We start from the raw sequence: 20,059 nt of genomic DNA, 5'->3' as shown, positions 1-20,059 counted from the left end.
AAGTGCCGCGCAACAGCCTACCCTTTGCCAATTTTTGCCGCCTTGCCCTTGTCGACCCACCACAGCGCTTCGACCGGGAAGTCGAAATCGGGTTTCCGCTCGGGAAAACCGAACATGTCCCAATAGGCGCTTCGATGATTCGCCAGGAACCAACTTGGAATCCAATCCCTCCGTGCACGCAAGACCCGGTCGAGCGCGCGCATGGCAATTGTCAGGCTTTCGCGACCCTCGGCGGCACCTGCGGCGTCAACCAGGGCGTCGATGGCCGGGCTCGACGTTCCCGGCAGATTGCGAGAGCCCGATACGGTAGCTGCTCGCGAATGGAAAATGGTTTCGAGGTCATCACGGGTTGGCGTCGCCGGAAACGAGGCCGCGACCGAGACGAGGTCGTAGTCGAACGAATTCTGCCGCAGCTGATATTGCGCGGCATCCACCAGCCGGATCGAGGCATCGATGCCGACCGCCTTCATGTTTTCGACCCAGGGCGAGTAGACCTGTTCGAATACTTCGTCGTCGACAAGAAACTCTGCGGACAACCGACCACCCTTGTCGTTCACGACGAAATTGCCGGACCGTTTCCAGCCGGCCTCGGCCAGAAGCTTGGCCGCCTTGCCAAGCAACTGCCGGTCGCGGCCGGAGCCGTTCGACGCGTCCTGGATCACGGCTTCGCCAAAAGCCTCGGCGGGAATCTGCTCACGCAGCGGCTCAAGAAGAGCCAATTCTTGTGGCGACGGTCTGCCCTCGGCGCGAAATTCGGATTTCTCGAAGCAGGATTGCGAGCGCTCATAGGAACCGTAGAAGAAATTGCGCCGCGTCCATTCGAAGTCGAAGCACAGCCCGATCGCCTGCCGCACGCGCGAGTCGCGAAACTGCTCGCGCCGCTGGTTGACGGCGGTGCCCTGCATCGAAGGCACCGTTTCGGCCGGGAATTCGTGCTTCACCACCTTGCCGGCAGTGAAGGCTGGGAAGTCGTAGCCGGTCGCCCAGACGCGCGAGGTGAATTCCTCCCTGTAGAGGATTTCTCCCTTCTTGAACGCTTCGAAGGCAACGCTACGGTCCTGATAGAACTCAACGCGAATCCGCTGAAAATTGTTCTGGCCGCGATTGACCGGCAGGTCGTTGCCCCAATAATCAGCCACACGCTCATATTCGATCCAGGCCCCTGCCGACCAGCGACCGACCTTGTAGGCGGCTGACCCCAACGGCGGGTTCATCTGCGAGGAATCGAACGGGTTGGTCGTGTAGAACGCCTTCGACAGGACCGGGAACTCGACGACGTTGAGGATGGTGCGGCTTGTCTGCTTGCCGGAAAACCTAAGCTGCAGCGTGTGGGCATCCACGGCAATCCCGTCATCCAGATGCGTTAGCGGCAGGGAATAGTACGGGTGCCCCTTGTCCTTGAGCAGCTTGAAGGTGAAGGCGGCATCCTCTGCGGTCAATGGCGTGCTGTCATGGAAGCGGGCCTGCGGGCGCAGCGAGAAGGTGAAGTCGTTGCGGTCGTCGGAAATCGTCACGCCGTCAGCGATCAGCCCGTAAACGGCGTCAGGTTCGTCGTACGCTCTCACCATCAGTGAATCGAAGCACATCTCCGTGCGCTGGGGCGAATCGCCTTTGGGGACGAACGAATTCAGCGTGTTGAAGGTCAGCGGCGTCTGGTTGGCAAGCCAGTTGCGCGGCAGGAAGTTGAAGACGCCACCTTGCGGCGCATCGACATTGACATAGTCGAAATGAGTGAAGTCCGGCTTGTATTTGAGGTCGCCGAAAGCCGACAGTCCATGCAGTTTCACGCCGGTTGGGCTGGCGGCGAAAGCCTTGCCCGGCAGCAGCGCAGCAACGGCCGCGGCGCCACTGAGGGCCAGGAAATCGCGGCGAGGGAGCCCCGCCATCAATTGCTGCCCTTGTACTTGGCGGCCAGGGCCTTTTCCTTGTCCGCATCGATCCACCAGGAATCGATATCGGCGCCACGGTAGCCGGGCTGCTTTTCCGGGATGCCGAACTTGTTCCAGTAAGCCAGCCACACAACGGCGCGATAGTATTGCGGCACCACATAGTAATTCCACAGCAGCACGCGATCGAGCGCATGGGTGGTGGCGACGAGGTCATCGCGATCCGTGGCAAAAATGATGCGGTCGACAAGGGCGTCAACGACCGGGTTCTTGATGCCGGAATAATTGCGCGATGCCGGTGTGTCGGCGGCCTTGGAGCTCCAGAAATCGCGCTGCTCGTTGCCGGGCGATTCCGACTGTTGGAGCTGTCCTGTGATGACGTCGTAATCGAAGTTTCTGACGCGGTTGGTGTACTGGCTCGGGTCGACGATGCGCAGTGTCGCATCGACGCCGATCTTGCGCAGATTGGCGATCCAGGGGCTGGAAATGACCTGGTCGGTTTCATTCGAGCCTAGGATTTCAAACTTGAATGGCTCGCCGGTCTTGGCGTTGACCATCTTGCCGCCCTTGATCACCCAGCCGGCCTGGGCGAACAGGTCGACCGCCTGCTTCAGATATTTGCGCTCCGCCTGCGGCGAATCGTAGACCGGCAACTTGAATTCCTGGGTGAATACTTCCGGCGGCAGCTTGTCGCGGTACTTCTCCAGGATCTCCAATTCCTTGCCTTGCGGCAAGCCGCTGGAGGCTAGGTCCGTGCCCTGGAAATAGCTGTGGGTGCGAGTGTTGAAACCGAAGAACAGCGTGCGGTTCATCGATTCGAAATCGAACGGGTAGGTGAGCGCGGCCCTGACCAGACGATCGGCAAACAACCTATGTCTCTGGTTGAGCATGAAAGCCTGCATCGGCTCGGGCGAGGTGGTCTTGAACTCCTGCTTGATCACATCTCCGGCCTTGATCGCCGCGAAATCATAAAATGTCGCCCAGCGCTTCGAGCTGTTTTCCGGCTTGATATCGTCGAGGCCACCTTTCTTGAACGCCTCCCAGGAGGCGTTGTCGTCAAGAATGTAGGTAAAGTGCTGCGTGTCGAAATTCTCCCGACCGATTTTCACAGCCAGCTTGGCGCCCCAATAGTCGGGGACGCGCTGCCAGACGATTTCCGACCCCGCCTTGAAGCTGGCGATCTTGTAGGCAGCCGAGCCCAGCGGCGGCTCCAGCGTCCCCTTGGTGATGTCGCGCTTCTTGCCATTGGCGTCGGTGCCTTCCCACCAATGCTTGGGCAGCACGACAAGGTCGCCGAGGATCTTGGGCAGTTCGCGATTGCCCTTCTGGTCGAAGTGGAACTCGACCTCACGGTCCGAGACAGCGACGGCGTCGGTGACGTTTTCGAAATAGCGGCTGTACATCGGGCTGTTGGCCTTCAGCACCTGGAACGACCAGATCACGTCGTCAGTGGTGATCGGCTGTCCGTCATGCCATTTCGCCCGTGGGTCGAGCCGGTAGGTGGCCGAGGAATAGTCGGTAGGGTACTTGTAGGCATCGGCGATGAGCGGGTGGCTGACGCTGCCTTCGTCAGTCGCCTGATCCATCAGCGTGTCGTAGAGCAGGCCGCCGCCAAATGGCTGCAGGCCGGCCGCCGGCGATCCCTGAACGATATAGGGATTGAAGCTGTCGAACGTGCCGGAAACGACCGAATTGTAGGTACCGCCCTTCGGTGCATCCGGATTCACATAATCGTAGCGCTGGAAGTTCTCGCCATATTTGGAGGGGCCGATCAGCGAAGAGGTGGTGTGCCATTCCTGGGGGAAGGCTGCCTGCAGGCCGCCTGCGAGGGCGCCCACAACCAGAAAGGACCTCAGAAGCGTTCGGCCAACCGTCATGCGTTCTCCTCTTCGCGATGCCCGGCGATCCTAAATGATTTGACGCCGGTGAAAACCGCCATGCGGCGGCTTTGTCGCCGCATATGCGATTTTCCTAACAAAAAGCCGGGCTGAACCCGGCTTTTTTTAGATGATGGAGATGACAATTCGGTTATTTGGCGGGCGCCGGTGCCGGCGTCGCAGGGGCTGGAGCTGCACCTTCAGCCGGCTTGGCCGGAGCAGCACCCTCGGCCGGCTTGCCCGGCGCGGTTGCATCAGCGGCGGCACCTGGCGTCGGCAGCGGCTTTGGGCTGTCCGACAGCGTTCGCAGATAGGCGATGACGTTGGCGCGGTCCTCGTCCTTTGGCAGGCCGGCAAAGCCCATCGCAGTGCCCTTCACGAATTTCTTCGGCGAGGTGATGAAGTGGTTGAGGTTGTCATAGGTCCACTTCTCGGCGCCGCCCTTGGAAAACTCTTTCATGCCGGCCGAATAGGCAAAGCCCTCATGCTCGGCGACGGGGCGGTCGACGATGTCCCAGAGATCCGGGCCGACCTTGTTGGGGCCGCCTTTTTCGCCGGAATGGCAGGCCTGGCATTTCTTGAAGACGGCCGCACCTTGCTCGACATTGGCGGTGGCCAAAAGGTCGGCGATTGGCTTGGCCTCTGCCGCGGGTCCGGCGGCGCCGCCTTCGGCAGGCTCCGTCGCCTCGATGGCAAAGCCGGGTTTTTCCGGCGCCGGCGAGGCAAACAGGGCGTCGGACACCAAACCGACCGAGAAGACGACGAAACAGGTTCCAAGCAACCCGGCGAGCAGTTTGTTGACTTCGTTGGAATCCATACGCCCCAGGGCTCCCTTTTCCGGCGGACCTCTCCGTCCACTCCGTCCGTCGGTATCGTGACCCACCCCGTCGAGCCGGTCAAATCGGGCGGAAACTAGGTCTTTTGCTTGGGCGTTGCAACACCTATAAGGGCGCTTCCAGTGAGACCTTTTGCCACTTTCCCCATCCTCTTTTCGAACGCCTTGCAACCTCGATGTCCACGCTCATCCTGATCCCGGCCCGCATGGCCTCGACGCGCCTGCCGGGCAAGCCGCTGGCCGACATAGCCGGCGCGCCGATGATCGTCCATGTCGCCCGCCGCGCCGCTGAGGCTGGGCTTGGGCGGGTGGTGGTGGCAACCGACACGCGCAACGTGGCCGAAGCGGTGCGCGCGCACGGTTTCGAGGCGGTGATGACGCGCACCGACCACGAATCCGGTTCCGACCGTATCTTCGAAGCGCTGACCGCCCTCGACCCCGATCGCAAGGTCGAAACCATCGTCAATGTGCAGGGCGACCTGCCGACCATCGATCCCAAGATCATCGGTGCGGCGCTGAAACCGTTCGAGGACGCTGCGGTCGACATCGCCACGCTCGGCGTCGAGATCGTCCGCGACGAGGAAAAGGCCAACCCCAACGTCGTCAAGATCGTCGGTTCGCCGTTGTCGGCGACGCGGCTGAAGGCGCTCTATTTCACCCGCGCCACCGCGCCCTGGGGCGAGGGGCCGCTCTATCACCATGTCGGCCTCTACGCCTATCGGCGCTCAGCCCTCGAACGCTTCGTCGCGCTAAAACCGTCGCCGCTCGAACGGCGCGAGCGGCTGGAGCAGTTGCGGGCGGTGGAGGCCGGTATGCGCATCGATGCCGAGATCGTGCAATCGCTGCCGCTCGGCGTCGACACGCCGGAAGACCTCGAACGCGCCCGACAAATTCTTTCCTGAGACCTTCAACCTGAGATATCGGCATGCCTGACAAGACCAACAGAATATCCTTCCAGGGCGAACCGGGCGCCAATTCCGACACCGCCAGCCGCAACATGTTCCCTTCGATGGAGCCGTTGCCGTGCCCCACCTTCGAGGATGCCTTCAACGCGGTCGAGACCAACAAGGCCGACCTCGCCATGATCCCGATCGAAAACACCATCGCCGGCCGCGTCGCCGACATCCATCATCTCTTGCCGGAATCGAAACTCCACATCGTCGGCGAATATTTCCTGCCGATCCATTTCCAACTGATGGTGCTGCCCGGCGTCAAACGCGAAGAGATCAAGACCGTGCACAGCCATATCCATGCGCTGGGACAGTGCCGCAAATACATCCGCAAGAATGGCTGGAAGCCGGTGATTGCCGGCGACACGGCGGGTTCGGCGAAGCTGGTTTCCGAGCTCAAGGACCGCACCATGGCCTCGCTGGCGCCTGCGCTCGCCGCAGAACTCTATAGCCTCGACATCATCGAGAAAAATGTCGAGGACACGGACTCGAATGTCACCCGCTTCGTCGTCCTGACCAAGGACAAGCGATTGGCCGAACGGCCCTCGGCCGACACCAAGATGATGACGACCTTCATGTTCCGTGTCCGCAACGTGCCGGCTGCGCTCTACAAGGCAATGGGCGGTTTCGCCACGAACGGCGTCAACATGACGAAGCTGGAGAGCTATCAGTTGGGCGCCTTCACCGCGACGCTGTTCTACGCCGATATCGAGGGCCATCCCGACGATCCGCTGGTCAAGCTGGCGCTGGACGAACTGCGCTTCTTCTCGCGCGAAGTGCGCATTCTGGGCGTCTATCCCGCCAGTGAGTCGCGCGAGCAGTGGAAGGTCGCGGACTAAGGTTCCCCTAAACCAGCAGGGTCAGCGGCACATAGTCGATTTCCATGAAGGTTTCGACTTCCGGGATCCAGCGGTCACGCACGAAGGCGACGTGGTCCGGGTGCTCATTGTATCTGGTGTAGGCGGCCTGATCGACGAACTCCATCGAGAAGCCGAAGTGATAGTCGTTCTTCGGGCTGACTTGCCGCAGCGGCTCGAAATGGGTGACGCCCTTGATTGCGCTGAGGATGCGCTTGGCATCGGAGAGGAACCGCTTTTCCTCCAGCGAGTACTGCGGGTGCTTCAGGGTGAAAACCACGGTGTGACGGATCATTTTTTGCTCCCGTTAAGCATTCCAGGAAAAGTGTGAAGCGGTTTTCCGTCCGGAATTGCGTAAAATAACAACTCTTATTCGCTGTCGACCCAGGCGCGGATCAGATGATGCGCGATCGCGCCTTTCGGCGGCGTGACCAGATTGTCCTTGTGCGTCCTCTCCAGCATGGAACGCACCTCGTCGCGAAAAAACCAGCGGCAATCTTCCAACTCGTTGAGATCGGCCTGGATGTCGTCATTGAGGGGTTCGCCGAAACAGCCGATCATCAGCGAATAGGGGAACGGCCAGGGTTGGCTGGCATGGTAGACGACGCGGCCGAGCCGGATGCCGGCTTCCTCCAGCGTTTCGCGGCGCACCGCCGCCTCGATCGTCTCGCCCGGCTCGATGAAGCCGGCAAGCGCCGAGTACATGCCGGGCCCGAAATGTCGGCCGCGGCCGAGCAGGCATTTTTCCCGCGTCGCCGTCAGCATAATCGCCACCGGATCGGTGCGTGGAAAGTGCTCGGTGCCGCAATTTGGGCAATGGCGCTTGTAGCCGCCGGCCCGCATTTGCGATTCATGGCCGCATTTGCTGCAGAAGCGATGGGTGGCATGCCAGGCAAGCAGGGCGGCGCCTTGCGCCAGCGCGCCCGCTGCCGCCTCGTCGATCAGCCCCTGCATATAGACCGAGCGAAAATCGATCGCCTTCATGGTCTCCGGCAGCTGTTCGGGATCGAGGCCGACCGGCACGGCAAGTACCGGGCCGCTCTCGGCAAAGCCAAGCAGCACGCCTTGTGCGAGTGATGGCTGCAGCTTCTGGCTCTCAGCCAGATCGAACCAAGGGTCGAAGCTGCCATCGTGCAATTTCAGATACAGCCGTCCGCCATGCATCGGCAGAAGACGTGCCGAGGGATCGGCCAACGCCCTTTCGACGGAATCGTCGGCGCGGTTCTCGGATTGCCGATCAATCGTGTTTCCGGCGAAGCCGACGAACTGGCTCGGTTCGCGCAAGGGCGCGTCAAAAAGGCGAAGGGTCATGGAAGCTCGAACGTCTAGGGATGGACACAGGCGGCTTATAGCGCCGCCTTGATCTGTTGCGCAAACTGGCGGATGCCTGAACGCTCATAGGGCTCGCGCATGCCGTGCCCCCACACCGGCCCCGGCCAGCCCGGATCGCCTTCCGAGCGGGCGATGACGTGGACATGCAATTGCCGAACGATGTTGCCGAGCGCGCCGGTGTTGATCTTGGTGCAGCTCGTGGTTCTTTTCAGCGCCTGCGCCACCATGTTGGTTTCGAAGGTCAACATCGCCTGGTCGAGCGGCGTCATGTCGTGGATTTCTTCGGCCCCCGGCCGCTGCGGCACCAGGACCAGCCATGGCCAGCGGCTATCGTTCATCACCCTGAGCTCGCACAGGCCGAGCCACATCAGCTGCTCGCTATCCGCCTCCAGCCTGGAGTCGAGCGTGAATCCGGCCTTGAGGCCCGGTAGCATTGGCGTTTCCCTTGCGCTTCTCGCATTATTCCCAAACTCATCACGCTAGAGCGGCTGCACGGGGGCTGCAAGCGATTCATTGAGCGGCGGAGTTCACGGGCATCCGATTCTCAATGCACCCTTGCATTTGATCGCTGAATTGCCGATATGGAACGCGGGAGGTTGGTGGTGGACGATCCACTCGCCAACCGGGTCAGGTCCGGAAGGAAGCAGCCCTAACGAGCCCGGAACGGGTCATTGTTCCAGCCTCCCACCTCATCGGCCCCTCTCGCGACATTGACGACGCATTGCAGCGCGGGCGAGACTATTGGAGCAATTCCAGGGAAAGTGTGAGCGGTTTCCCGTCCGGAATTGCGTTAAAGCAAAGGGTAGAGCGGTTTGCCGTTTCAGAAAACGGTGAAACGATCTAGCAGGAATCGGCTACGCTGAGACGCGGCCTTTTGGAGCTTTACGGGCGAATGAGCGAAGCCGGAAATTCGGACCCCGAAAACCTGGAGAAGCAAAAGGCCGTCGCCTATCGCGTGCTGGCGCGCAAATATCGTCCGTCGAATTTCTCCGAACTGATCGGCCAGGAGCCGATGGTCCGCACTTTGACCAACGCTTTCTCCACAGGCCGCATCGCCCAGGCCTGGATGCTGACCGGCGTGCGCGGCGTCGGTAAGACCACGACGGCGCGCATCCTGGCGCGGGCGCTCAACTACAAGACGCCGACGGTCGACCATCCCTCGGTCGACCTCGCCCTCCTGGGCGAGCACTGCCAGGCGATCATGGAAGGCCGCCATGTCGACGTCATCGAGATGGACGCCGCGTCGCATACCGGCATCGACGACATCAGGGACATTATCGAGCGCGTGCGCTATGCCCCGGTGTCGGCGCGCTACAAAGTCTACATCATCGACGAAGTGCACATGCTCTCCACCCAGGCCTTCAACGGCCTGTTGAAGACGCTGGAAGAGCCGCCCCCGCACGTCAAATTCATCTTTGCCACCACCGAAATCCGCAAGGTGCCGATCACCGTGCTGTCGCGCTGCCAGCGTTTCGACCTGAGACGCATCGATGCCGGCGCGTTGGTCGCGCATCTCGCCTCCATTGCCGGCAAGGAAGGCATATCGGTAGACGACGACGCGCTGGCGATGATCGCGCGCGCCGCCGAAGGCTCGGCCCGCGATTCGCTCTCCATTCTCGACCAGGCAATCGCCCATGGCGGCGGCGCCGTCAGCGCCGAAGCGGTGCGCGACATGCTGGGTCTCGCCGACCGCGCCCGCATCGTCGACCTGTTCGAACATGTCATGAAGGGCGATGTGGCGGCCGCCCTTGCCGAATTCCGCAACCAGTACCACACCGGCGCCGATCCGGCTGCCGTGCTGACCGATCTGGCCGAATTCAACCACCTCGTCACCCGGCTGCGCTTCGTGCCGACGGCTGCCGACGACGCTTCCCTGTCCGAGGATGAGCGCCGCCGCGGCGCCGACTTCGCCAGCACGCTGTCGGTCAAGGTTCTGTCGCGAACCTGGCAGATGCTCTTGAAAGGCATTCCCGAGGTGCAGTCGTCCAACCGACCGGTCAGCGCCGGCGAGATGGTGCTGATCCGGCTGGCGCATGCCGCCGACCTGCCGACGCTGGACGAGGCGCTGAAATCTCTGGAGAGCGGCGCTCCGGCGTCCGGTGGTGCGTCACGCCCGAATGGTGCGCCGGTAAATGCCGGCAATGGCGGCGGCGCCAGCGCGGTAGCGCAGACCCGGATGCCGTCCGGGCCAGCCGGTGCGCAAACCATGCGATTGGTCGACGCGCCCCCGGTCGCCTTTGTCGCGCCTCCGCAGCCGGTCGTCGAGCCGCAATCGCCGCCGCTGAAATCGCTGGCCGATATTGTCGCTCTTGCCGACGCGCAGCGTGACATCGCCTTCAAGGTGCTGGTCAAGAGCTGTATTCGCCTGGTGCGCATCGAGCCCGGCCGTATCGACGTCGGCCTGACCGCCGATGCGCCCAAGATGCTGCTCAACGACTTGACGACGAAGCTGCGCGCCTGGACCGGCCGCAACTGGCTGGTGTCATTGTCGAAGGAAGAGGGCGGCCAAACGCTGGCCGAGATGGAATCGACCAGGCGCGAGACTGCTTTCTCCGACGCGAAAAGCGATCCGGCTGTGGCCGCCATCCTGGCGCGCTTTCCCGGCGCCAAGATCATCGACGTGCGCATTCCCGACGCGCCGGAAGTCGACACCGACAAGGCCGAAGTGCCGGTCGAGCCGCCGCCGGACGACGACGAAACCTGACCATAGCCACGAATCCGCAAAGGACCCGACCATGAAAGATCTTCTCGGCCTGATGGGCAAGGCGAAGGAAATGCAGGCCAGGTTCCAGGCCATGCAGGACGAGATCGCCACGATAGAAGCAAGCGGGCAGGCCGGAGGCGGGCTGGTCAATGTCACGCTGACCGGCAAGTTCGAGATGAAGTCGCTGAAGATCGATCCGTCGCTGTTCAAGGAGGACGAGGTCGAGATCCTCGAAGACCTGCTGCTTGCCGCTCACAATGACGCCAAAAATAAGGTCGAGCAGATTATGCAGGAGAAGACCAAGGCGCTGACGGCAGGCTTGCCGATCCCGCCCGGAATGAAATTGCCGTTCTGAGCCGGCTCCAACCAGTTAATTGATTATGAAGGGAAATCGGCTGCGGAGGCTGTTGTTAAGACTTTCTCCGGCTTTGCTCACGCGGACATATCCGGCCATTTATAAAGTTTTACCTATGCTGCACGAAAGCTAATCCTTTAGCCATCTTTTTGCCTTTAAGAGTCTCATTCTTGCCACATCTCGGGGCGGGCTGGCATCTGGACAATGAGGCATTTTTGTTGATCGCGACGCGATGGAAGACGCCGCTTCTGCTCGGCATCATCTTCTCCCCTATGTTCCTGGCGGGTTGTAGCCAGACCACGTCTTCGCACGGCCTGTCGGTCGCCAGCCTGACCGACGCCATCACGCCCAGCTTCCTTTCGACGCGCGCCTACCGCAACACGCCGAAAGAAAAGGAATGCCTGGAGCGGGCGATGTTCTTCGAGTCCAACCGCTCGAGCCGTGACGGCATGATCGCCGTCGGTACTGTGGTGATGAACCGGCTACGCTCCGGCAATCATGGTAGCACCATTTGCCAAGTGGTTGGCGAACCGGGCCAGTTCGCGCCCGGCGTGATGACGCGGGCGATGAATTCGAAAGCGATGCCCGATGTCGAGGAGGCCGCCGATGCGGTGCTCAAGGGCGAGCGCAAGGCCAAGCTGAAGAACACGATGTACTTCCACACCGCCGGCCTGAGGTTCCCCTACAAGAACATGCATTACACCATGGTTGCCGGCGGCAACGCCTTCTACGAGAAGCGCGGCCGCAACTGGCAGCCGCTGCCGGATGAATCCACGACCATGGTTGCCTCGGCGACGCCGCGCGCGCCTGTGCCTGAAGCGCCGGTGCAGGTTGCCTACGCCGAGCCGGTGGTGAAGACCATTGTCCGTCCAGATCCTGCCAAGCAGGCCGCGGCGGTTCGCGCAGCCAAGGCGACACGTGCCCCAGCCGAGCAGACCTATGTGACGGCTTCCGCGGCGCCCGCCAAGAGCGCCCGCGTCGCCGCCAAGCAGACGGAGGTGGCGATGCAGGAGCCGATGGCCGAGCCCGATGCCTCGCGTTTCGGCGGCACGCTGAACGCCCGCTACATCACCTCGGTTCCATCGGCGACGCAGGAAGCGTCGATGGGCTTCCAGTCGACGCCTGAGAACACCGACGCTATCGGCGCAATGATCGTCGATCAAACCCGGCCGCTCTCAGCCTACTGACGCCCAGAACATTTTCCGAGCCCGCCATGGCAGCATGGCGGGCTCGGTGCGTATGCGGCATGTTTCAAAGCGCGCGGAAAAATCCTAGATCAGTGCGATGTCGAAGCGAATCGCCGGTCCCGAGATCGAACGCCTGATCCAGCTCCTGGCCAAGGTGCCGGGGCTAGGGCCGCGTTCGGCCAGGCGTGCGGCACTGCACCTCATCAAGAAGAAGGAGCAGCTTTTGTCGCCGCTCGCCGCCGCCATGGCTGAAGCCGCCGACAAGGTGCGCATCTGCACGACCTGCGGCAATGTCGATACCTCCGACCCTTGCATGATCTGCACCGATCCGCGCCGCGATGCCTCGACGGTGATCGTCGTCGAGGATGTCTCCGACCTCTGGGCGCTGGAGCGGGCGGCGGCCATGAATGTGCGCTACCATGTGCTCGGCGGCACGCTGTCGCCGCTCGACGGCATCGGCCCCGACCAGCTCAATGTCCGCTCGCTGGTCGACCGCGTCGCCGGCGGCGACGTGAAGGAGGTGATCCTCGCCGTCAACGCCACGGTCGAGGGCCAGACGACGGCGCATTATCTCACCGACCAGCTCTCGGGTTTCGAGATCAAGGTCACCAGGCTTGCACATGGCGTGCCGGTCGGCGGCGAACTCGACTATCTGGATGAGGGGACGCTGGCGGCGGCCTTGCGCTCGCGGACGGCGTTTTGACGCAATTGGCGGGCAGGATGTGCGACATGAAAGCTTCGCATTCTTCGAGGTTTGCGCCAAACACCCCCCTCTGTCCTGCCGGACATCTCCCCCTCAAGGGGGGAGATTGGCTGTCGCTTCGGTTTTCGCCTACCACCTGCGTTGAAAGAAGAATGCCGTCCGAGAAGCTGCTGATCTCCCCCCTTGAGGGGGAGATGTCCGGCAGGACAGAGGGGGGTGTGAGGGAACGCAAGCCTCCAAGGCTGCTACTATTTTCATTCCTTGCGGCTCTGCTCGCCCTCCTCCTCATCTCCCCCGCCTCCGCCGCCAAAATCGACGACCAGTTCCGCGCCTGGCTGCAAACCGATCTCTGGCCCGAAGCCCAGACCAAAGGCATCTCCAAATCCACCTTCGACGCCGCTTTCAACGGCGTGAAGCCGAACCTCAAATTGCCCGACCTCGTCCTGCCCGGCGAGAAACGCAAAACCCCGCAGAAGCAGCATCAGGCGGAGTTCGGTTCGCCCGGCGCCTATTTCGCCGAAAAGACGGTGCGCGCCGTCACGTCAGGTGGGCGCACGCGCGAGGCGGCCAACGCCAGGACGCTGGCTGCGATCGAAAAGCGCTACAGTGTCCCGGGCGAGATACTGTTGGCGATCTGGGGCCGCGAGACCGGCTTCGGCGCGGCGAAAATGCCCTACGACGCTTTCGAAGTGCTCGGCACCAAGGCCTTCATGTCGACCAAGAAAGACTTCTTCCGCACCGAAGTGCTGGCGGCGCTCGAGATCGTCGAGCATGGGTTGGCGCCGGTCGGCGCCATGAAATCGTCCTGGGCCGGCGCGCTCGGCCAGCCGCAATTCATGCCGACCTCGTTCCTGAAGCACGCCGTCGACTACGACGGTGACGGCCACCCCGACATCTGGAATTCGACGCCGGACGTGCTGGCCTCGATCGCCAACTATCTCGTCCACTATGGCTGGGTGAAGGGGCGTGGCTGGGGTTTCGAGGTGACGGTGCCGGAAAGCGTTTCCTGCTCGCTCGAAGGTCCCGACCAGGGCAAGAAAATCTCAGCCTGGGCGGCGATGGGAATCAGCCGCGTCGGCGGCAAAGCCTTTCCGGCCGGCGAACTGAAAGCGGAAGGATTCCTTTTGATGCCGGCCGGACGCAGCGGCCCCGCCTTCATCGCCACGCCCAATTTCTACGTGCTGAAACAGTACAACACCAGCGACCTGTACGCCCTGTTCATCGGCCATGGCGCTGACCGCATCGCCCATGGCGATGCTGATTTCGTCGGCAGCTGGGGTGCGGTTGGCGGCCTGCATCGTTCCGACATCGCCGCGCTGCAACGGGCGCTGGAGGCCAAGGGCTACGATGTCGGCAGCGCCGACGGCCTGCCCGGCTTCAAGACCCGCCGCTCGATCGGCAGCTGGCAGGAAAAGAATGGCCGCCCCGCCACCTGCTTCCCCGACGCCGATCTGGTTGCTGCCATCAAGTAACACCGAAAAGAGCAGATTTTTCCCCATCGGCGGCTGCAATTGGCTCGCCCATGCTTCGACGCGCACAGCATATTCCGGTCCAGTATGCCGGCTCGCAAAATGCCCGTTGCCGGTTGGAGGGCTGCCGGATAGGGTGTTGACCAACTGGAAAAAAATCAACACGGTATGGGGTCTAACGGTCGTCCTCCGGCCGCGAAAAAGATTACTGCAGCCCTGAGCCGGGAACTCGGGGTCAACAATCAACAAAACAGGGAACAATCATCATGATGATGGAAAAGTTTGCTCTACGTTCGCGCGTCTGGCTCGCAGGTGCTGCCATGTCCGCTCTGCTCATTGGCGTCGCGCCGGCCTTTGCCGTGACCCCCGCCGACACGCTGGTCGAAGGTTTTGCCATCGACGACATCATCTCCATGGATCCGGGCGAGGCGTTCGAACTGTCGACCGCCGAAGTCACCGGCAACACCTATGATCTGCTGGTCCGCCTCGACCTCAGCGACACCTCCAAGGTCAAGGGCGACCTTGCCGAGAGCTGGACCGTCTCCGACGACGGCCTGGTCTATACGTTCAAGCTCAAGCCCGGCCTAAAGTTCGCTTCGGGCAATCCACTGACGGCCGCCGATGTCGCCTATTCCTTCGAGCGCGCCATCAAGCTGGATAAGCCGCCGGCATTCATCATCAACCAGTTCGGCATCAGCGGCGACAATGTTGCCGACAAGGCCAAGGCCGTCGACGATACCACCTTCCAGTTCACCGTCGACAAGGCCTATGCGCCGAGCTTCGTGTTAAACTGCCTGTCGGCAACGGTCGCTTCGGTCGTCGACGCAAAGCTGGTCAAGGAACATGTCGCCGCGGTGACGCCGAGTGCCGACTACAAATGGGACAACGATTTCGGCAACGCCTTCCTGAAGACCGGTTATGCCGGCTCCGGCGCCTACAAGCTGCGCGAATGGCGGGCCAATGAGGTCGTCGTGCTGGAGCGCAACGACAATTACAATGGCGAGAAGGCCAAGCTCGCCCGCGTCATCTACCGCAACATGAAGGAAAGCTCGGCACAGCGCCTGGCGCTCGAAGCAGGCGACATCGACGTTGCCCGCAACCTCGAGCCGAACGATCTCGACGCCATCGCCAAGAATGCCGATCTCACCACGACCAGCGCGCCGAAGGGCACGGTCTTTTACATCAGCCTCAACCAGAAGAATCCGAACCTCGCCAAGCCCGAGGTTCGCCAGGCGTTCAAATATCTGGTCGACTACGATGCGCTGAGCACGACCATCCTCAAGGGCATTGGCGAGATTCACCAGACCTTCCTGCCCAAGGGCGTGCTGGGCGAACTGGACGAAAATCCGTTCAAGTTCGACGTCGCCAAAGCCAAGGAACTGCTGACCAAGGCCGGCCTGGCCGACGGCTTCAGCGTAACCATGGACGTACGCACGGGACAGCCGACAACGGGCATGGCGGAATCGATCCAGCAGACGCTTGGCCAGGCCGGCATCAAGCTGGAAATTATCCCGGGCGACGGCAAGCAGACGCTGACCAAATACCGCGCCCGCAATCATGACATCTATATCGGCCAGTGGGGCCAGGACTATTTCGATCCGAACTCCAACGCCCAGACCTTTGCCTCAAACCCGGACAATTCTGATGAAGGCAAGACCAAGACGCTGGCCTGGCGCAATGCCTGGGACATCCCGGACCTGACAAAGCAGACCGAAGCAGCCTTGCTGGAGAAGGATGCCGGCAAGCGCGCCGATATGTACAAGAGCCTTGAAAAGACGATCCTCGACACCAGCCCCTTCGTAATCATCCACCAGCAATTGGAAGTGGCAGGCCTGCGCAAAAACCTGAAAGGCTTTGCGCTCGGTCCGAGCTTCGACACCAACTTCGTCGGCCCGGTCTCCAAGGAATAGCGCCGGCGGACGCGCCCTGATGAGCGCGATTGAAAACCAGGCGACGGCGGGGCAGGGAAGCGCCCGCGCCGTCGCTATCTTGTTGGCGATCGGCCGCTTCCTGGTCATCGCCGTCACCACCTATCTCGGCCTGCTCGCGGTGACCTTTTTCATCGGCCGCATCATTCCGATCGATCCGGTGCTGGCGGTGCTCGGCGACCGCGCACCGGCCAATGTCGTCGAGCGCACCCGCCGCGAGATGGGGCTCGACCTGCCGTTGATCGAGCAATTCTATATCTATCTCAAGCATGCGCTGAACGGTGATTTCGGCACCTCTGTGCTGACCACCAATCCTGTGATGACCGACATCCGCCGTGCCTTTCCGGCAACGATCGAACTGGCGACTTTGGGCACTCTGATAGGCTCGTTGATCGGCGTGCCGCTCGGCGTGCTGGCAGCGGTAAAACGCGGCAGTCTCATCGACCAGATCGTTCGCATTGTCGGCCTGATCGGCTATTCCGTGCCTATCTTCTGGATCGGGCTTTTGGGGCTTGTCCTGTTCTACGCCAAGCTCCAATGGGTGGCTTTTCCCGGCCGCCTCGACATCGTCTACGAGTACACATTCACACCGATCACCGGCTTCTACCTGCTCGACGCCGCGCTGCAGGGCCAGTGGGATGTCTTCTACGACGCTTACCGCCACATCATCCTGCCGGCAGGGCTGCTGGGCTATTTCTCGCTCGCCTATATCAGCCGGATGACGCGCTCCTTCATGCTGAACGAGCTGTCGCAGGAATACATCGTCGCCGCGCGCGCCAAGGGCCTGTCTGAAACGCGAATCATCTGGGGCCATGCGCTGCGCAACGCCGCGGTGCCGATGGTCACGGTGATCGCGCTGTCCTATGCCGGGCTGCTCGAAGGTTCGGTGCTGACCGAGACGGTGTTCTCCTGGCCCGGCATCGGCCTCTACATCACCAATTCGCTGCAGAACGCCGACATGAACGCCGTGCTCGGCGGCACCATCGTCATCGGTTCGGTGTTCATCGGCATCAATCTCCTGTCCGATGTTCTCTACAAGGTGCTCGATCCGAGGACGAAGACAGGATGAGCGCCGAAGCAATCCAAACGCGCCGCGATTGGCTGCTCAGCGATCGGCCGGCCTCGCGCATGCAGGCACGGCTCGGCCGCGCCTACGTCGCTTGGCGGCGCTTTTCCGCCAACCGGCTGGCGTTTCTCGGCCTGCTCATCATCATCGCGCTGCTGCTGGTCGCAGCCTTTGCCGATGTGCTGGCGCCCTATTCGCCGACCATCGGCGATCTCAAGAATGCCCGGCTTTTGGCGCCGAGTGCGGCGCATTGGTTCGGCACCGACGATCTCGGCCGCGATATCTATTCGCGCATTCTTTTTGGCTCGCGCTGGACCCTCTATGTCGTCATTCTTGTCGCTGTCATCGCAGCCCCCATCGGCCTTTTGGTCGGCACCGTCGCCGGCTATGCCGGCGGCTGGACCGATGCCATTCTGATGCGCATTACCGACATCTTCCTCGCCTTCCCCAAGCTGATCCTGGCACTGGCCTTTGTCGCGGCCCTTGGCCCCGGCATCGAAAACGCGGTGCTGGCCATCGCCATCACCTCGTGGCCGCCTTACGCCCGAATTGCGCGGGCCGAGACGATGACCGTGCGCAATTCGGATTACATCAAGGCGGTGCAATTGATGGGCGCCTCTCCGTTCCGCATCGTGCTGCGCCACATCATGCCGCTCTGCATCTCTTCGCTCATCATCCGGGTGACGCTCGATATGGCCGGCATCATCCTCACCGCCGCCGGCCTCGGCTTCCTCGGCCTGGGCGCCCAGCCGCCGCTGCCGGAATGGGGCACGATGATCGCGTCCGGCCGCCGCTTCGTGCTCGACCAATGGTGGGTGGCCGGCGCGCCGGGCTTCGCCATCCTCATCGTCAGCCTCGGCTTTAACCTGCTTGGCGACGGCCTGCGCGATGCGCTCGATCCCCGGAGTGGCGACCAATGAGTGGTGACCAATGAGCGGTGCACTTCTCGATGTCGACGACCTGCGCGTCACCTTCCCGACTCGGACCGGCCTCATCCAGGCGGTGCGCGGCGTCACTTTTTCGCTTGGCCGAGAGCGGCTGGGCATTGTCGGTGAAAGCGGCTCCGGCAAGTCGCAGACCGGCCGCGCCATCATGGGCCTGACGCCGCCGCAGGCTCTGGTGTCGGCCAAGAAGCTCGCCCTCGACGGCATCGACCTTCTGGCCATACCGGCCCGTCAGCGCCGGGCGCTGCGCGGCAAACGCATCGCCATGATCCTGCAGGATCCGAAATATTCGCTCGACCCCGTGATGAGCATCGGCCGCCAGATCGTCGAGACGCTGCGCACGCATGAAAAGGTCTCCAAGGCCGAAGCGCGCGAGCGGGCGCTGGCCATGCTGGAAGCTGTGCAGATCCGCGATCCCTCGCGTGTCTTCGACCTGCATCCGCACGAGGTGTCCGGCGGGATGGGCCAGCGCGCCATGATCGCAATGATGCTGATCGCCGGACCGGAACTGATGATCGCCGACGAGCCGACCTCGGCGCTCGACGTCACCGTGCAGCTCGATGTGCTCGGCATCCTCGACCGCTTGGTCAGTGAGCGCGGCATGGGCCTGATCTTCATCTCGCACGACCTGCGGCTGGTCGCCTCCTTCTGCGACCGCGTCATCGTCATGTATGCCGGCAAGGTGGTCGAGCAGCTCAAGGCGTCGGAGCTGCGCGACGCCCAGCATCCCTACACGCGCGGCCTGCTCAACTGCATGCCCAGGATCGGTTACGAACGCCACCCGCTGCCGGTGCTCGACCGCAAGCCGGAGTGGGCGGCATGACGCCAGCTATTTCGATTGAAGGGCTGGAGGTGGTGTTCGACCGTTTTCGCGCGCTGAAAGGGGCGAACCTCGAGGTGAAGTCCGGCGAATCCTTCGGCCTGGTCGGCGAGAGCGGTTCCGGCAAGTCGACGCTGCTCAAAGCCATTGCCGGCCTGGTGCCTGTCGCATCCGGTACTATCACGGTCAATGGCAAGACGCTGGGAGCGCGCCGCGACAAGGCTTTTTATCGCGAAGTGCAGATGGTCTTCCAGGACCCCTATGGTTCGCTGCACCCGCGTCAGACCGTCGACCGCCTGCTACAGGAACCGCTCGCCATTCACGGCTTTGCCGATGGCGAGCAACGCATCCAGCGCGCCCTCGACGAGGTCGGATTAGGCAACGGTTTCCGTTTCCGCTACGCGCACCAGCTCTCCGGCGGTCAGCGTCAGCGCGTGGCGATCGCGCGCGCGCTCATCCTCGAACCGTCGATCCTGCTGCTCGACGAACCAACCTCGGCGCTCGACGCTTCGGTGCAGGCCGAAGTGCTCAACCTGCTGGAAGAGGTTCGCCGTCGGCGCAAGCTGACCTTCCTGATGGTCAGCCACGACCTCGCCATCATCACCCATATGTGCGAGCGCCTGATGGTGATGCAGAACGGCGAAGCGGTGGAAAATCTCACCGCGAGCCAGCTGATCGGGCATCGCGTAGAGAAGGATTATACGCGCAATCTGTTGAGGGCGAGCGAGGGGTTTGTGCGGACCGCTTGAATCTGGGGTTTCCTATGGCGGAATGGACGTTCGAAGACCCACCCAATGTCGCGGTGTTGTCGGACAGAAGCATATTTAAACGTGGTGACTGGATCGCATACGTTGTGCACGAAGCTGATGACGACGATAACCACAACGATGAGGGTGGCAGTTGGCAATTTCATAGCAACGACAAGCAAAATCGAGATGAACCCGAGCTAATGCTCGTCAGCCTCCAGAATGTGGTTCAGCGGGATGAGAGCATCCTGGAATTGGCCGATTTGCCAAAAGGCTGGCATGCTTGGCGCAGTTCAAAATTGTCGCCTTGGCAGCGCGCTAAATCACTCCCTGTACCCTCCAACGACAACGAGTGATGCAGGAGGGCTAAGTCGAGCTTTGCGCCAGTTCGCCGTTCTCT

Annotated in this window: 19 protein-coding genes and 1 other RNA gene; 14 read left to right on the top strand and 6 right to left on the bottom strand. The window is 62.0% G+C overall.

Annotated elements, in window-relative coordinates:
* Window positions 1–17: 17 nt before the first annotated feature.
* From X730_RS145195 to X730_RS145205, 3 genes are all read right to left on the bottom strand, one after another.
* Window positions 18–1,886 (bottom strand): extracellular solute-binding protein, encoded by a 1,869-nt coding sequence (locus X730_RS145195; RefSeq protein ID WP_023688769.1) that lies wholly within the window; start codon window positions 1,884–1,886, stop codon window positions 18–20.
* On the bottom strand, window positions 1,886–3,763 hold the full coding sequence (locus X730_RS145200; RefSeq protein WP_023745252.1) for an extracellular solute-binding protein: 1,878 nt from the start codon (window positions 3,761–3,763) through the stop codon (window positions 1,886–1,888). The genes X730_RS145195 and X730_RS145200 overlap by 1 nt, the downstream gene beginning before the upstream one ends.
* Window positions 3,764–3,914: 151 nt before the next feature.
* Window positions 3,915–4,580 carry a cytochrome c family protein gene (locus X730_RS145205; RefSeq protein WP_023688767.1) on the bottom strand — a complete coding sequence of 222 codons (666 nt, stop codon included), beginning with the start codon at window positions 4,578–4,580 and terminating at the stop codon, window positions 3,915–3,917.
* A gap of 194 nt (window positions 4,581–4,774) precedes the next feature.
* Here X730_RS145205 and X730_RS145210 point away from each other — a divergent pair, with 194 nt between their 5' ends.
* Complete coding sequence (locus X730_RS145210) at window positions 4,775–5,500, top strand: 3-deoxy-manno-octulosonate cytidylyltransferase (protein WP_023669513.1); 726 nt, start codon at window positions 4,775–4,777, stop codon at window positions 5,498–5,500.
* Window positions 5,501–5,523: 23 nt separating this feature from the next.
* A complete protein-coding gene (locus X730_RS145215; RefSeq protein ID WP_023826838.1) occupies window positions 5,524–6,387 on the top strand; it encodes a prephenate dehydratase in 864 nt (287 codons plus the stop codon).
* A gap of 7 nt (window positions 6,388–6,394) precedes the next feature.
* On the opposite strand, the gene X730_RS145220 is transcribed toward X730_RS145215, so the two are convergent.
* From X730_RS145220 to X730_RS145230, 3 genes are all read right to left on the bottom strand, one after another.
* Window positions 6,395–6,700, bottom strand: a complete 306-nt coding sequence (locus tag X730_RS145220; protein WP_023669515.1) for a Dabb family protein — start codon at window positions 6,698–6,700, stop codon at window positions 6,395–6,397.
* Between the two features lie 74 nt (window positions 6,701–6,774).
* Window positions 6,775–7,716 carry an NAD(+) diphosphatase gene (nudC, locus tag X730_RS145225; protein WP_023826837.1) on the bottom strand — a complete coding sequence of 314 codons (942 nt, stop codon included), beginning with the start codon at window positions 7,714–7,716 and terminating at the stop codon, window positions 6,775–6,777.
* Window positions 7,717–7,751: 35 nt separating this feature from the next.
* The gene (locus X730_RS145230; protein ID WP_023669517.1) at window positions 7,752–8,171 is read right to left on the bottom strand and encodes an HIT family protein; all 420 of its coding nucleotides are present in this window, start codon (window positions 8,169–8,171) and stop codon (window positions 7,752–7,754) included.
* A 157-nt stretch (window positions 8,172–8,328) separates the two neighbouring features.
* On the opposite strand from X730_RS145230, the gene ffs reads away from it, so the two are divergent.
* The 12 genes from ffs to X730_RS145285 all read left to right on the top strand — a co-directional run bounded on the left by ffs (window position 8,329) and on the right by X730_RS145285 (window position 20,015).
* Window positions 8,329–8,425, top strand: an RNA gene (ffs, locus tag X730_RS1000000166405) — signal recognition particle sRNA small type.
* Window positions 8,426–8,629: 204 nt separating this feature from the next.
* Window positions 8,630–10,441, top strand: coding sequence for a DNA polymerase III subunit gamma/tau (locus tag X730_RS145235; RefSeq protein ID WP_023826836.1), 1,812 nt, complete (start codon window positions 8,630–8,632; stop codon window positions 10,439–10,441).
* Window positions 10,442–10,472: 31 nt separating this feature from the next.
* Window positions 10,473–10,796 (top strand): YbaB/EbfC family nucleoid-associated protein, encoded by a 324-nt coding sequence (locus X730_RS145240; protein WP_023826835.1) that lies wholly within the window; start codon window positions 10,473–10,475, stop codon window positions 10,794–10,796.
* A 218-nt stretch (window positions 10,797–11,014) separates the two neighbouring features.
* A complete protein-coding gene (locus X730_RS145245; RefSeq protein WP_023826834.1) occupies window positions 11,015–11,983 on the top strand; it encodes a cell wall hydrolase in 969 nt (322 codons plus the stop codon).
* Window positions 11,984–12,080: 97 nt separating this feature from the next.
* Window positions 12,081–12,686, top strand: coding sequence for a recombination mediator RecR (recR, locus tag X730_RS145250; protein WP_023826833.1), 606 nt, complete (start codon window positions 12,081–12,083; stop codon window positions 12,684–12,686).
* 194 nt (window positions 12,687–12,880) lie between these two features.
* Window positions 12,881–14,158: a lytic murein transglycosylase gene (locus X730_RS145255; RefSeq protein WP_023826832.1), complete on the top strand. Its 1,278-nt coding sequence runs from the start codon at window positions 12,881–12,883 to the stop codon at window positions 14,156–14,158.
* Window positions 14,159–14,421: 263 nt separating this feature from the next.
* Window positions 14,422–16,065, top strand: a complete 1,644-nt coding sequence (locus X730_RS145260; RefSeq protein ID WP_023682026.1) for an ABC transporter substrate-binding protein — start codon at window positions 14,422–14,424, stop codon at window positions 16,063–16,065.
* A 19-nt stretch (window positions 16,066–16,084) separates the two neighbouring features.
* Window positions 16,085–17,152 carry an ABC transporter permease gene (locus X730_RS145265; protein ID WP_023682025.1) on the top strand — a complete coding sequence of 356 codons (1,068 nt, stop codon included), beginning with the start codon at window positions 16,085–16,087 and terminating at the stop codon, window positions 17,150–17,152.
* Complete coding sequence (gene nikC / locus X730_RS145270) at window positions 17,149–18,069, top strand: nickel transporter permease (protein ID WP_023682024.1); 921 nt, start codon at window positions 17,149–17,151, stop codon at window positions 18,067–18,069. Before X730_RS145265 ends, nikC begins: the two co-directional genes overlap by 4 nt.
* 10 nt (window positions 18,070–18,079) lie before the next feature.
* Window positions 18,080–18,916, top strand: coding sequence for an ABC transporter ATP-binding protein (locus tag X730_RS145275; protein ID WP_023682023.1), 837 nt, complete (start codon window positions 18,080–18,082; stop codon window positions 18,914–18,916).
* Window positions 18,913–19,662, top strand: a complete 750-nt coding sequence (locus tag X730_RS145280; protein WP_023682022.1) for an ABC transporter ATP-binding protein — start codon at window positions 18,913–18,915, stop codon at window positions 19,660–19,662. The genes X730_RS145275 and X730_RS145280 overlap by 4 nt, the downstream gene beginning before the upstream one ends.
* Before the next feature lie 14 nt (window positions 19,663–19,676).
* Entirely contained in the window at window positions 19,677–20,015 is a 339-nt protein-coding gene (locus tag X730_RS145285; protein WP_023682021.1) for a hypothetical protein, read from the top strand.
* Window positions 20,016–20,059 lie beyond the last annotated feature (44 nt).

The organism is Mesorhizobium sp. L103C131B0 (assembly GCF_000502275.1).
Classification (GTDB): domain Bacteria; phylum Pseudomonadota; class Alphaproteobacteria; order Rhizobiales; family Rhizobiaceae; genus Mesorhizobium.
This window is presented reverse-complemented; position numbering and strand designations above follow the sequence as displayed.